Origin of the sequence: Chthonobacter rhizosphaerae, assembly GCF_013839525.1 — a bacterium.
Taxonomy (GTDB): Bacteria; Pseudomonadota; Alphaproteobacteria; order Rhizobiales; family Pleomorphomonadaceae; genus Chthonobacter; species Chthonobacter rhizosphaerae.
Window position 1 is genome coordinate 214,358 of the sequence record NZ_JACDIS010000007.1, and the last position, 12,509, is coordinate 226,866.

Here is a 12,509-nt window from a genome sequence, read left to right on the forward strand (position 1 = left end):
AAAGCCTAATCAGTATGCAGAGACCGATCTGCACACCAGTTAGGCAAGATACTACGCCCAAACCGGATAGCACCGTCAATACCGACAGGCCTACCCTGGTCCGGACCGTCGAAACCGGGAGACATCACGGTGTTGATCAGACCCATTCTTGGACTTGTCGCGTGCGCCGTGATGGCGGCTCCGGCCCTGGCGCAGGATCCCCTTCCGTCCGAAACGTTCGGCGTGAAGGAGGCCATCGATCCCGGCCCGAACGTCATCGTCTACCAGGAGAGCCTGTCCGGTCCGGGCAGCCTGGTCGTGCTCGGGGCGGACGACCTCGCCATGAAGGGCACCATGCCGAGCGGCAGCTTCGGCACCATGCTGGTCGACCCGGCCGGCAAGGTCGCCTACTCTCTGTCCACCTTCCTGAAGCGCTACGCCTACGGTCCGATGGAGACCGTGCTTCAGATCTACGACGTGGCCACCCTGACGGTGAAGTCCGAGGTGGTGCTGCCGCCGAAGGGCGTCATGGCGCTCTCCTACGCGGCGCTCCTGCAGCAGAGCGCGGACGGCAAGTTCGTGTTCGCCCAGAACGCCACCCCCGCCTCGTCCATCACGGTGGTGGACGTCGCCGCCGGCGCCGTTGCGCAGGAAATCCCCACGCCCGGGTGCTGGGGCATCTACCCCACCGCCACCGGCAGCGGCTTCACCACCATCTGCGGCGACGGCAGCCTGATGACCTATGCCCTCTCGGCCGACGGCAAGACCGCCACCGAGACCACCGGCACGGACATCTTCGATCCGGACGAGGACCCGGTCTTCGCCACCACGGCCCGCTCCGAGGCCGGCATCGTGATGGTCACCTTCAAGGGCGACGTGGTCATCGCGTCCGACGCGGACGGCACGCCGAAGAAGGTGGACCGCTTCTCCATGACCGCCGGCGTCGAGGGCGGCTGGGTGCCCGGCGGCTACAACCTCGTCACCTACAGCAGCGGCCTGAAGCGCCTGTTCGTGCTCATGCATTCCGGCGGCTACGACGGCAGCCACAAGAACCCGAGCGAGGAGGTGTGGACGGTCGACCTGGAGAAGAAAGCCGTCGTCGGCCGCACGCCGCTCGCCGGCGCGCTCTCCATCACCGCCGCGCCCGGCGACAAGCCGGTCCTCTACACGCTGATGGCCGACATCAAGCTGATCCGCCACGAGGTCGACGTGGCCGGCGGCTACGCCACCAAGGTCGCCGGCGAACTGCCGCTCGTGGACCTGCCCTTCCTGGCGACGGCCACCCCATGAGCGGCGGCCTTCTCTTCCTGGCGTCGGGCGGCGCGGTGGTGTTCACCGCCCTCCTGTTCGCCCGGGCGCTCGTCCACAAGCTGTCGGACGTGACCGCCTTCTCCGGCTTCGTGGCCGACTACGGCCTCCTGCCGGAGCACTTCGTGCGCCCGGCCACCCACGCCCTCGTCGCCGCCGAGGGCCTCACCCTCGCGGCCCTGGTGGTGCCGGCGCTCTGGCCGCTCGGGCCGGTTCTCGCCGCCCTCATGCTCCTCGGCTACGCGGCGGCCATCGGCGGCGCCGTCCGCATGGGCCGGCGCTGGATCGAGTGCGGCTGCGGCGGCGCGGTGCAGCCGGTGTCCTGGACCCTCGTCGGCCGCAACGTCGCGCTGGCCGCCTTGGCGCTTCTCGGCGCCGCCGGCTCGCCCTTCGCCCTCGACGTCGGCGAGGCGGCGGCGGTGATCGCCAGCGGCTTCACCGTCTTCCTGGGCTACCTGCTGGTCGAACAGATCCTCGGCAACGCCGCCTACCTGAAGCCCCGCACCTGACCGACACGCCTCAAGTCAAAGGTCATTCCATCCCATGAACGCACTCACCTTCGTCGTGGCGGTCCTCGTCCTGATGGTCATCGGGCTCACCGTCGCGCTGTTCGCCCTCGCCCGTCAGGTCGGCGTGCTCTTCGAGCGGGTCTCCCCCATGGGCGCCCTCGTCAACGACAGCGGCCCGAAGGTCGGCGACGCCTCGCCGGTTTGGCGGCTGAAGAGCCTCACCGGCGGCGAGATCACCATCGGGCCGCGCCCCGACCGGTCGACCCTCGTCTTCTTCCTCTCGCCCACCTGCCCGGTCTGCAAGAAGCTCCTGCCGGTCCTCCAGTCCGTCCGCACCGCCGAGAAGAGCTGGATGGACGTGGTGCTCGCCTCCGACGGCGAGCGCGCCAAGCACGAGCGCTTCATCGAGACCGCCGGCCTCAAGGCCTTCCCCTACGTGCTCTCGGAAGAGCTCGGCATCTCCTACCGGGTTTCGCGCCTGCCCTTCGCGGTGCTGATCGACCCGGCCGGCACCATCCGCGCCAAGGGCCTCGTCAACAACCGGGAGCAGTTGGAGAGCCTCTTCAACGCCAAGGACATGGGCGTCGCCTCGATCCAGGACTACCTCGGCGGCGCTCCCGTCGCCAGCCGCTGAACCCGAACCCACCCGAAGAGGAGCCACGGCCGTGACCGGTTTCTTCGACACCATGCTTGCCCGGCTCGACCGGCTGACCGAGACGGGGACCCGCCGGGTCGCCCAGACCAGCGGCCGGCGCAGCTTTCTCGCCAAGGCCGGGACGCTGATCCTCGGCGGCGCGCTCGCCCCCATGCTGCCGTTCGACAAGAGCCACGCCACCGGCAGCGGCGGCGGCAGCATCGCCGCCGGGTCCGACCCGCTGCAATGCGACTACTGGCGCTACTGCTCGCTCGACGGCACTCTCTGCACCCAGTGCGGCGGCAGCCTCAGCATGTGCCCGCCGGGCTCGGAGGCGTCCACCGTCAGCTGGGTCGGCACCTGCCGCAACCCGGACGACACGAAGGACTACCTGATCAGCTACAACGATTGTTGCGGCAAGACCTTCTGCGGCAACGCCACCTTCTGCAACTTCAACGAAGGCGAGAAGCCCGGCTACCGGATGGCGCTCCACAACGACATCAACTGGTGCATGGCCAACACCTCGGTCGGCTACCACTGCACGGTCGCGGTGCTGGTCGGCCTCGCCGAGTGACGGCACGCCGAGACGGGAGCCGAGCGATGACCAGCCGTACCCGTCCCTGGCGGCGCGCCGCCCTGCCGATCGCCGCCGTCGCGCTCGCCGCGGCGGCGACGGTGGCGGGTCCGGCGGATCCGGTCCGGTCGGCCCAGCCCGACTGGGCCGCCACCGACTACTCGCCGCGCACCAACTACGTGCTCCGCTGCAGCGGCTGCCATGGCCTCGCCGGCAAGGGCGCGGCCGCCAAGGCCGGCGTGCCGGATCTTGCCGGCTATGTCGGGGCGTTCGCCGCCGATCCGGACGGCCGGTCCTACATGACCCGCGTGCCGGGCGTCCGCAGCGCCAACCTCGACGCCGCCCGCACCGCCGCCGTCCTCAACTACGTGGTGGAGGCCTTCGCCGGCCCGTCGTGGAAACCCGGCACGCCCCTCTTCACCGCCGAGGAGGTCGCCGCCGCCCAGGCCCTGCCGCGCACCGACGTGGTGGCCCTCCGCCGCCACGTGGCGGCCCGGCTGAAGGCCGACGGCGCGCCCGTCGCCCCCTATCCCTGGCCCTGATCCCGCGCTCCGATCCTGGACCCTGATCCCGGGCCCGCCACCTCTATCCCCTCCCCCTGAAACGCCGAAGGCGGCCCTCGAAGGCCGCCTTCCCGTCGTCTCGCCGCCTTTGGCAGGCCGGGTCAGTCCTTGGCCCGCTCCACATAGGAGCCGTCGGCCGTCATCACGACAATCCTGGTGCCGGTGGTGACGAACGGCGGCACGTTGGTGCGCACGCCGTTGGAGAGCACCGCCGGCTTGTAGCTCGAGGTCGCGGTCTGGCCCTTCATGGCCGGCTCGGTCTCGACGACCTCCAGCACCACGCGCGCCGGCAGCTCGATCGACACCGGCACGTCATTGTAGACGCCCACGTGGCATTCCATGTTCTCGGCCAGATAGGCCGCCTGGTCGCCCACCACGTCCTTCGGCACGGAGATCTGCTCGTAGCTCTCCATGTTCATGAAGGCGAAGCCCTGTTCGTCCTCGTAGAGATACGTGTAGGGCCGCTCGTCGATGAAGGCCCGCTCCACCTGCTCCGTGGTCTTGTACCGAACCGAAACCTTCGTGCCGTCCGCGATCCGCCGCATGTCGATCTGCGTGGTCGGGGTGCCCTTGCCCGGGTGGAAGTTTTCGGCCGAGAGCACCACGTGGAGCTTGTCGTCGAGCTCCACCACGTTGCCCTTGCGGATCTGGCTGGCGATGACCTTGACCATGGCGTAATCGATGTCTCGAGTTTGACAAAAGGGAAGCGCTCACGCCGGAGGCCCGGCGCGACCGCGCGCTGGCGTCTCTCCTGACATTTTCGAGCCCGAAAAGGAAGAGGCATTGACGGCCAAGGCGACGATCCCGCCCTCCTCCCCCTGGTGGTCCGCCGAGCGGCACGCGGCCCGCCGCCCCTTCCTTCAGGCGCGGGGCCGGATCAAGGCGGCGGTCCGCCGCTGGTTCGAGGCGGAGGGCTTCACCGAGGTGGAATGTCCCGCCCTCCAGGTCTCGCCCGGCAACGAGGCGCACCTCCACGCCTTTGCGACCGACCTCCTCGGCCCCGACGGCGTCGCCCGCCGCCGTTACCTGCACACCTCGCCGGAGTTCACCGCCAAGAAGCTGCTCGCCGCCGGCGAGACGCGGATCTTCGACTTCGCCCGGGTGTTCCGCAACCGCGAGGGCGGCCCGCTCCATTCGGCCGAGTTCACGCTCCTGGAGTGGTACCGGGCCGGCGCGCCCTACGAGGCCCTGATGGACGACTGCGCCGCCCTCCTGCGCCTCGCCGCCGGGACCGTCGGCGCCTCCGCCTTCACGTGGCGCGGCCGCACCGCCGACCCGTTCGCCGAGCCGGAACGCCTCACCGTCGCGGAGGCCTTCCGCCGCCACGCCGGCATCGACCTCCTCGCCACCCTCACCGATGACCCCGCCGCCCCGGACCGCGACGCCCTCGCCCGGCAGGCCGCCGAAGCCGGCTACCGGGTCGTCGCGGACGACAGCTGGACCGACCTCTATTCGCGCATTCTCGTGCAGTCCGTGGAGCCCGAGCTCGGCTTCGGCCGCGCCACCGTTCTCTGCGAATACCCGGTCTGCGAGGCCGCCCTCTCCCGCCCCTGCGCCCACGACGGCCGGGTGGCGGAGCGGTTCGAGCTCTACGCCTGCGGGGTGGAACTCGCCAACGCCTTCGGCGAGCTCACCGACCCGGTGGAGCAGCGCCGCCGCTTCGAGGAGGAGATGGCCGTCAAGCAGGCGATCTACGGCGAGCGCTACCCGATCGACGAGGATTTCCTCGCCGCCCTCGCCCACATGCCCCCGGCCTCCGGCATCGCCCTCGGGTTCGAGCGGCTGGTCATCCTCGCCAGCGGCGCCCGCTCCATCGACGACGTGGTCTGGGCGCCCGTGATGTAATGACGTGACCTGACCTTGCGACCGCCCCCCGCGACCCGCCGCCCCTCATCCGGCGGCACCGGACCCGACGGCCGTCCCTGCCGTCGCCCTTCCCCCGGCGACGATCCGCTCGCCGTGTCGTGAACCGGCCGGGGTTAACAAGAACCGATCAACTGTGTTTTAACCATGCGGCCCGCCCCGGCGTCGGTCGCTCTCCGACCCGGCGACCCGCCCGGCGGACCCGGAAACCCTTGTCCCGTCAGGACGTCTGGCCATGGTTCGTCTGCTCGTCGCCCTCTTCGCCCTCGTGACGGCCGCCGCCCCGGCGCTCGCCGAGGACTGGCAGACCTACACGAACCCCAAGTTCGGCACGACCATCACCTACCCGGCCGACATCTTCACGCCCGAGCCGGAATCGGCCAACGGCGACGGCCGCCGCTTCGTGTCCGCCGACGGCCGCGCGGAGATCACCGTCTACGGCGGCTACAACGTCGACCGCCTCTCCCTCAAGGACCTCCTCGCCGCCGCCAACGACGACGCCGCGCCCCACCGGGTCACCTACCAGACCAACGGCCCCCGCTGGTTCGTCATGTCCGGCTTCGAGGGCGACCGCATCTTCTACCGCAAGCTGATGCTCACCCGCTCCCTCGAGGTCGCCCACACGGTGGAGATCATCTACCCGGCCTCCGAGAAGAGCACCTACGACCGCGTGACCACCCGCGTCTCCAAGTCGCTCACCTGGAAATTCTAGCCGCGCGCGACCATCCAACCCGTCATGGACCGCTCAGGCGGACCATGACGATGCCGTCTCGTGAAACGGTGCGGGATGGCGTCAGACTGAAGCGATTGTCGACCGGACTCGATCGTCCGGTCGACGACGCACCGCTCAAGGTCCGATGATCCGAAGCAGCCTCCCATCGACCACGTCCGTCGACGTGATCGAACACGGCCTCAGCCCCACTTCATCTCGCCCGTCGCGACTTTCGAACCGATGTCCAGCGCGATGCCCATGCCGAGGTTCGGATAGCGGGCCAGCATGGCCTGCTTGAGGGCGGCGCTGTCGGCCGCGCGGGCGAGTTCCTCTTCGAAGGCCTCCAGATAGGCCTTGGTGTGCCGCACGCCGGAGAGGTCCGTCGGCGCGTCCGGCGTCATGTGGCCGGCGACGACGACGGCCGGGTTCCGGGCCGCGATGGCGTCGAGATTGGCCCGCCAGACGGCCCGGACCTCAGGCGTCGCCGTGTCGGCCACCCAGACATGGACGCCGGAGAAGATCATCACCCCGCCGAACACGGCCTTGAGGGACGGCACCCAGAGGTAGCGGCGGTTCTCCATGTCGGCGACGGTGACGATCTCGACCGTTTCGCCGTCCACCGTCAGGCTGTCGCCGTCGAAGGCTTCGGGCATCACGATGTCGGCCACGGTCTGCGGACCGTTCTCGCCAAGCTGCGGGCCCCAGGTTTCCAGCTTCTTCTCCAGGTTGCCGCGGATCGCCTCGATGGTCGCCGACGCCGCGATCACGCGGGCGTTCGGGAAAGCCTCGCGCACCGGCTTCAGGCTGAAGTAGTAGTCGGGATCCGACTGGCTGACGTAGATCGTGCCGAGCGTCCGGCCGGTGGCCTTGATGGCCTCGACCACGGCGCGGCCGTCCGGATACGTGAAACCGCCGTCGATCAGCAGAGCCTCGGTCGGGCCGGTCAGAAGGACGGGCGCCCGATAGAAGCCATTCTCGCCGGCCGGCAGATGCTGCCAGCGGAGGGTCGGGGCGGCGGCATTGCCGAGGCCCGCGGGCGCCATGAAAGCGACCGCACCGGTCGCGAGCGTCGTCTTCATGATCTCTCTCCTGGTGAACACGCGTATCTCCAATGCTGTCATGCGATGGTGGTCGGTCTCCGTCCCCGCCCCACCTTGACGGGCGGGGCCGGTCTCATGCGCCGAGTTCGGCCAGAAGGCCGTCGGCGTCCCCGTAGAGCACGGCGGACGGGATCACCCGCCTGCCGCTCGGGGTTTCGGCGATCACGGTCGGAACCCCCTCGGCCCGCACGCGGCGCATCGCGGCCCGCGCCGCCGCCACCCGGTCCCGGTGGGCGGCCAGAAGCGCTTCGTCCGGCGCGGCAATGCGCGCCGCCACGGACGGGAGGCCCATTTCGACGAGCACCGCGGCCAGCACGGTCGGATCCGCCGTGTCGCGGCCGTCCTCATAGCGGGCGGTCTGAAAGGCCTGGAGAATCTGAAGCTCCCGATCGGGCGCCTCCAGCGAGACAGCCGTGAGCGCCAGGCTCGCCGGGCCGGAATCGAACCGGCGCGAGCGCTCGCCCAGGATTTTCTCGCGATAGGCGTCCGAGAAGCGCTGGCCGGTGATCCGGGCGATCCGCTGGTCGTTCGACCAGGCGAAGGCCGCGAAGCCCTCGTCGATCGGCCGGGCGCCGTCGCCCGAGAAAAGACCCGTCGGCGCCATCTCGACCGTGATGCCCGGCCGCCCGGACAGCGCTGAAAGGGCCGGCATGGCGCCGTAGCACCAGCCGCAGAAGGGATCGAAAAGATAGGTGATCGTGGTCGGTTCGCTCATCTCAACCTCGTTGGTCGACAGCAAGATGGCGCTCTGCGAATGGATACAGAAGACCTACGAATTTGACGGACTGTCAGTCCAAGACTAACAATCCTGATCCACCGACCGGCCGTGGAGGGCCGCCTTGAACCTCAATCGCCTCGCCTATTACGCCGCCGTGGTCGACACGGGTTCGTTCACCAAGGCGGCAGAGCGGCTCGGGATCACCAAGGCCGTCGTCAGCCAGCAGGTCGCGCAGCTGGAAAAGGATGTCGGGACCACGCTCCTCGTGCGCACCACCCGCCGCGTCCGCCCGACGGAAGCCGGACTTGCCTTCCACGTCCGCTGCCGACTGATCCTCAGGGAAGCGGAGGACGCCTTCTCCGAATTGGCCGAGGCGGCGGCCGAACCCACCGGAACTCTGCGGATCCTGGCGCCCAACGACTACGGCACCACGGCGGTCGTGCCTGTGGCGGCCGCTTTCGTGGCTCGCCATCCGGCTTGCCGGGTCGACCTCACGCTCGGCGACGAGCGGACCGACCTTGCGGCCGGCGACGCCGACATGGCGATCCGGCTCGGCTGGCTCACGGATTCCAGCCTGCAGGCGCGTCGGATCGGATCCTTTCAGCAGCGGATGGTGGCGGGCGCGGTCTTTGCCGACCGGCTCGCCCGAATCGTCGATCCGGAGGCGCTCTCCGATCTTCCTTTCGTCGCCAACACGGCCCTCCGCGAGCCGCTCGTCTGGGAGTTCAGTCGTGGCGATCTCGCCCGGCGCACCGTCCGCATGAAGGCGGCGATCTCGACCAACGCCACGCCAGCCGTTCTGGCTGCGGTGAAAGCCGGGGCGGGGCTCGCGGTGCTGCCGGGCTATCAGATCGAGGACGATCTCGCCACCGGTGGCCTCGTCGAGGCGGTGCCCGAATGGCGGCTGCTCTCAGGCGGTATCCACGCCGTCTTCCCGCCCGCCCGCTTTCGGCCCGCGAAGGTCACCGCCTTCGTGACCATGCTGTCCGAGGCCGAGCGGAGCCGGGAAGCGGCAGCCTCCGGCCAACGCGTCTTGGTCCGCGACGGCGGGCCACCCGCATGACCTCAAACCAGGCTCGCAGCGCTGGCACCTCATGGTCCGCGAAGGGCGGACCACGTTAAACCAAGCTCGACGTTCCAACTCGTCGTGGTCCGCGAAGGCGAACCATCTACGCATTCCCTCCAGGACCCGCACGATCGGACCGCGCGAGTGCGCCTTCCTCAATGTCCCTCGAACTCGATCAGGGTGCGCACCGGCACGTCCATGGCGCGCAGCTTGTTCGCGCCGCCGAGGTCGGGCAGGTCCACGATGAAGCAGGCCGCCTCCACCACCGCGCCGAGCCCGCGGATCAGGGTGGCGGCCGCCGTGGCGGTGCCGCCGGTGGCGATCAGGTCGTCCACCAGGATCACCCGCTCGCCCGGCAGGATGGCGTCCTTGTGGACCTCCATCTCGTCCACGCCATATTCCAGGCTGTAGGCGATCGACACGGTCTCGTGCGGCAGCTTGCCCTTCTTGCGCACCGGCACGAAGCCGGCCGAAAGCTGATGCGCCACCGCGCCGCCCAGGATAAAGCCGCGGGCCTCGATGCCGGCCACCTTGTCGATCTTGCCGCCCGCCCACGGCTGCACCAGCTCGTCCACCGTGCGCCGGAAGGCGCGCGCGTCGCCGAGAAGGGTGGTGATGTCGCGGAAGACGATGCCCGGCTTCGGGTAGTCCGGAATGGCCCGGATGGTGTCGGCGAGGTTCATGGCTGGACTCGGGTGTGAGGAGCGGGAACGCTGTCGTCCTTCCTACAACGGGCCGCTCGCATCCGCGAGAGCCCGCCGACCGGAAGTGCCGATCCCGGCAGCCTCCCGACGCCCCTCGGCAGACCTCATGGAGCCCGTCATGCCCGAAACGCCCACCCGCATCGTCATCACCGACGTGGACATCCCGTTCGGCCGGCTGATTCTCATCCTGCTGAAGATCGCCCTCGCGTCCATCCCGGCCGCCATCATCCTGGCCATCCTGGTCAACGTGGTGGTCGGCCTCGTCTTCCTCCTGTTCGGAGGCATGATGTCCGGCTCCATGCACTGGTGACGAGCCGGCCCGATCCGGCGGCCGCAATCCCGGTCCCGGTCGGCCGCCGAAGCACCCGGCCGTCAGCGCCCCGGCACCCGGCCGTCAGCGCCCTGGCACCTGGCCGTCAGCACCCCGGCACCCGGCCGTCAGCGCCCCAGCACCCGCCCGGCCACCGCGTCCAGCTTGGCGAGAATCGCCGGATCCCGCGCGTCCGGCCGGGTGATCAGCGCGTATTCGAGCGCCGTGTCGGAGCCCACCGGGCAGGCCGGATGCTCGCGCGGGATCGTCCGGGCGAGCCGCCCCACCAGGGCCTGGGCCTTGTGGGCGTTCTGGTGCAGCACCTTCACCACCTGCGCCACGTCCACCACGTCGTGGTCCGGGTGCCAGCAGTCGAAGTCGGTCACCATGGCGACGGTCGCGTAGCAGATCTCCGCCTCCCGGGCGAGCTTGGCCTCCGGCATGTTGGTCATGCCGATCACCGAGCAGCCCCACGCCCGGTAGAGTTCGCTCTCCGCCTTGGTGGAGAACTGCGGACCCTCCATCGCCAGATAGGTCCCGCCCCGGACCGCCGGGATGCCCTCCGCCTCCGCGGCCGCCGCCACCGCGTCCACCAGCAGCGGGCTCACCGGATGGCCGAACGCCACGTGGGCGACGCAGCCGTCGCCGAAGAAGGATTTCTCCCGCGCGACGGTGCGGTCGATGAACTGGTCCACCAGCACGAAGGTGCCCGGCGCCAGATCCTCCCGCAGCGACCCGACCGCCGACACGGATACGAGGTCGGTCACCCCCAGGCGCTTCATCACGTCGATGTTGGCCCGGTAGTTGATGCCCGTCGGCGAGATCCGGTGCCCGCGCCCGTGCCGCGGCAGGAAGGCCACCGTCAGCCCGTCCACCGAGCCCACCCGCACCTGGTCCGACGGCGCGCCCCACGGGCTCTCCACCGTCACCCATTCCGCCCCTTCGAGCCCCGGCAGGTCATAGAGCCCCGACCCCCCGATCACCCCCAGCACCGTCCTAGCCATGGTCCGTCCGCTCCCGTTTGCAGTTCGGCCAGAAGACCACGCCGCCCGTTCAGGGAAAAGAGCGCCCGCCGCCCGGCATCGTCCCTCTCCCGCCTCCCCGCCGCCCTCTCCACCGCCGTCCCCGCCACAGTCCCCTCCACCGTCATGGTCCGGTTCATCCGGACCACCCACGCATCCTTCCCCAGCCGCGCCGAATGCATGGGTGGTCCGCCTCCGCGGACCATGACGGGTTGGACGCTCGCTAGGAGGAAACCCGAGCGACGGTCGGCGCTTTCCACCGCCGTGCTCATCACCCGCGACCGTCATGGTCCGGTTCATCCGGACCACCCACGCATCCTTCCCCCGCCGCACCAAATGCGTGGGTGGTCCGCCTGCGCGGACCATGACGGGTGAGGGGTGATGGCGAGGGTCACCCGTCCGCCACGTCGCCGGCGGCGACCACCGTCGGCAGCTTCCCCACCCACCTCCCACCATCCTCCACCGTCATGGTCCGCGCAGGCGGACCACCCACGCATCTCCCGCCCCAACGAAAAAGGGGCCCCGTTTCCGGAGCCCCCTTCGCATCGCCGTCCGTTCGGATCAGTGCGCCACGTCGCGCCAGACCTTGCGCTTGGTCAGGTACAGCAGCCCCGCGAACACCGCCATGAAGATCATGGCGTGGAAGCCCAGGCGCTTGCGCGCTTCCAGGTGGGGCTCGGCGGCCCACATCAGGAAGGCGGCCACGTCCTTGGAATACTGGTCCACGGTCATCGGCGTACCGTCCGTATACTCCACCACCTCGTCGGAGAGCGGCGGGGCCATCGCCAGCGACATGCCGGAAATGAAATACGGGTTGTAGTACTGGCCTTCCGGCACCGTCACGCCTTCCGGCGGATCCTGGTAGCCGGTCAGGAGCGCGTGGATGTAGTCCGGTCCCTGTTCCTGGTAGGGCACGAAGATGTCGAACACGAACTGCGGGAAGCCGCGCTCCACCGCCCGGGCCTTCGCGATCAGCGAGAAGTCCGGCGGCAGGGCGCCGCCGTTCGACGCGCGGGCCGCGTTGTCGTTCGGGAACGGCGACGGGAACGGGTCCTTCAGCTCGCGCGGGCGCTCCAGCGGCTCGCCGGAGTCGTCGACGCCGTCGACGATCGTGTACTCGGCCGCCAGCACCTTCGCCTGCTCCTCGGTGAAGCCCGGCCCGCCCTCTTCGGCGAGGTTGCGGAACTTCACGAGGCTCATGGAGTGGCAGCTGGCGCAGACCTCCTTGTAGACCTTGTAGCCGCGCTGCAGCTGGCCCTTGTCGAAGGTCCCGAACGGGCCGGCGAAGCTCCAGTCCACGTACTCGGGCTTGTAGATCGGGAAGTGGGTGGGCGCGTGGGCCTCCTCGGCCCCGTGCTCCTCCTGGGCGACGGCGGCGAAGCCGCCGAAGCCGAGGCCGACGCCGAGAACGGCGGCGGCGGCCCAACGGATCATGGTCTTGGTCATG

15 protein-coding genes are annotated in these 12,509 nt (G+C 69.7%); 9 read left to right on the top strand and 6 right to left on the bottom strand.

Features of this window, described 5'->3' with window-relative positions; all coding sequences use genetic code 11:
* Window positions 1–132 precede the first annotated feature (132 nt).
* Genes HND91_RS14685 through HND91_RS14705 form a run of 5 tightly spaced genes read left to right on the top strand, consistent with a single transcriptional unit; the run spans window position 133 to window position 3,546 of the window.
* Window positions 133–1,269 (top strand): amine dehydrogenase large subunit, encoded by a 1,137-nt coding sequence (locus HND91_RS14685; protein WP_181707342.1) that lies wholly within the window; start codon window positions 133–135, stop codon window positions 1,267–1,269.
* Window positions 1,266–1,796: a MauE/DoxX family redox-associated membrane protein gene (locus tag HND91_RS14690; protein WP_181707343.1), complete on the top strand. Its 531-nt coding sequence runs from the start codon at window positions 1,266–1,268 to the stop codon at window positions 1,794–1,796. The genes HND91_RS14685 and HND91_RS14690 overlap by 4 nt, the downstream gene beginning before the upstream one ends.
* Window positions 1,797–1,830: 34 nt before the next feature.
* Window positions 1,831–2,430, top strand: a complete 600-nt coding sequence (mauD, locus tag HND91_RS14695; RefSeq protein ID WP_181707344.1) for a methylamine dehydrogenase accessory protein MauD — start codon at window positions 1,831–1,833, stop codon at window positions 2,428–2,430.
* A gap of 31 nt (window positions 2,431–2,461) precedes the next feature.
* Complete coding sequence (locus HND91_RS14700; protein ID WP_343057346.1) at window positions 2,462–3,004, top strand: methylamine dehydrogenase light chain; 543 nt, start codon at window positions 2,462–2,464, stop codon at window positions 3,002–3,004.
* 26 nt (window positions 3,005–3,030) lie between these two features.
* Window positions 3,031–3,546, top strand: a complete 516-nt coding sequence (locus tag HND91_RS14705; protein WP_181707345.1) for a hypothetical protein — start codon at window positions 3,031–3,033, stop codon at window positions 3,544–3,546.
* Window positions 3,547–3,668: 122 nt separating this feature from the next.
* Here HND91_RS14705 and efp read toward each other — a convergent pair whose 3' ends face one another.
* Window positions 3,669–4,238 (bottom strand): elongation factor P, encoded by a 570-nt coding sequence (efp, locus tag HND91_RS14710; RefSeq protein WP_181707346.1) that lies wholly within the window; start codon window positions 4,236–4,238, stop codon window positions 3,669–3,671.
* Between the two features lie 130 nt (window positions 4,239–4,368).
* Here efp and epmA point away from each other — a divergent pair, with 130 nt between their 5' ends.
* A complete protein-coding gene (epmA, locus tag HND91_RS14715; protein WP_181707410.1) occupies window positions 4,369–5,412 on the top strand; it encodes an EF-P lysine aminoacylase EpmA in 1,044 nt (347 codons plus the stop codon).
* Window positions 5,413–5,665: 253 nt separating this feature from the next.
* On the top strand, window positions 5,666–6,142 hold the full coding sequence (locus tag HND91_RS14720; protein WP_181707347.1) for a hypothetical protein: 477 nt from the start codon (window positions 5,666–5,668) through the stop codon (window positions 6,140–6,142).
* 200 nt (window positions 6,143–6,342) lie between these two features.
* Here the strand turns inward: HND91_RS14720 and HND91_RS14725 are convergent, their stop codons facing one another.
* Together HND91_RS14725 and HND91_RS14730 are read right to left on the bottom strand one after the other, a co-directional pair.
* A complete protein-coding gene (locus tag HND91_RS14725; protein WP_181707348.1) occupies window positions 6,343–7,242 on the bottom strand; it encodes an MBL fold metallo-hydrolase in 900 nt (299 codons plus the stop codon).
* A 73-nt stretch (window positions 7,243–7,315) separates the two neighbouring features.
* Window positions 7,316–7,957 carry a DsbA family protein gene (locus HND91_RS14730; protein ID WP_181707349.1) on the bottom strand — a complete coding sequence of 214 codons (642 nt, stop codon included), beginning with the start codon at window positions 7,955–7,957 and terminating at the stop codon, window positions 7,316–7,318.
* 124 nt (window positions 7,958–8,081) lie between these two features.
* Here HND91_RS14730 and HND91_RS14735 point away from each other — a divergent pair, with 124 nt between their 5' ends.
* On the top strand, window positions 8,082–9,023 hold the full coding sequence (locus tag HND91_RS14735; RefSeq protein ID WP_181707350.1) for a LysR family transcriptional regulator: 942 nt from the start codon (window positions 8,082–8,084) through the stop codon (window positions 9,021–9,023).
* Between the two features lie 158 nt (window positions 9,024–9,181).
* Here the strand turns inward: HND91_RS14735 and HND91_RS14740 are convergent, their stop codons facing one another.
* Window positions 9,182–9,709, bottom strand: a complete 528-nt coding sequence (locus HND91_RS14740; protein ID WP_181707351.1) for an adenine phosphoribosyltransferase — start codon at window positions 9,707–9,709, stop codon at window positions 9,182–9,184.
* A gap of 139 nt (window positions 9,710–9,848) precedes the next feature.
* On the opposite strand from HND91_RS14740, the gene HND91_RS14745 reads away from it, so the two are divergent.
* The gene (locus HND91_RS14745) at window positions 9,849–10,040 is read left to right on the top strand and encodes a hypothetical protein (protein WP_181707352.1); all 192 of its coding nucleotides are present in this window, start codon (window positions 9,849–9,851) and stop codon (window positions 10,038–10,040) included.
* A gap of 128 nt (window positions 10,041–10,168) precedes the next feature.
* Here the strand turns inward: HND91_RS14745 and HND91_RS14750 are convergent, their stop codons facing one another.
* Both HND91_RS14750 and HND91_RS14755 read right to left on the bottom strand, forming a co-directional pair.
* Window positions 10,169–11,044 (bottom strand): S-methyl-5'-thioadenosine phosphorylase, encoded by an 876-nt coding sequence (locus HND91_RS14750; protein ID WP_181707353.1) that lies wholly within the window; start codon window positions 11,042–11,044, stop codon window positions 10,169–10,171.
* A 579-nt stretch (window positions 11,045–11,623) separates the two neighbouring features.
* On the bottom strand, window positions 11,624–12,508 hold the full coding sequence (locus HND91_RS14755) for a cytochrome c1 (RefSeq protein WP_246329488.1): 885 nt from the start codon (window positions 12,506–12,508) through the stop codon (window positions 11,624–11,626).
* Window position 12,509 lies beyond the last annotated feature (1 nt).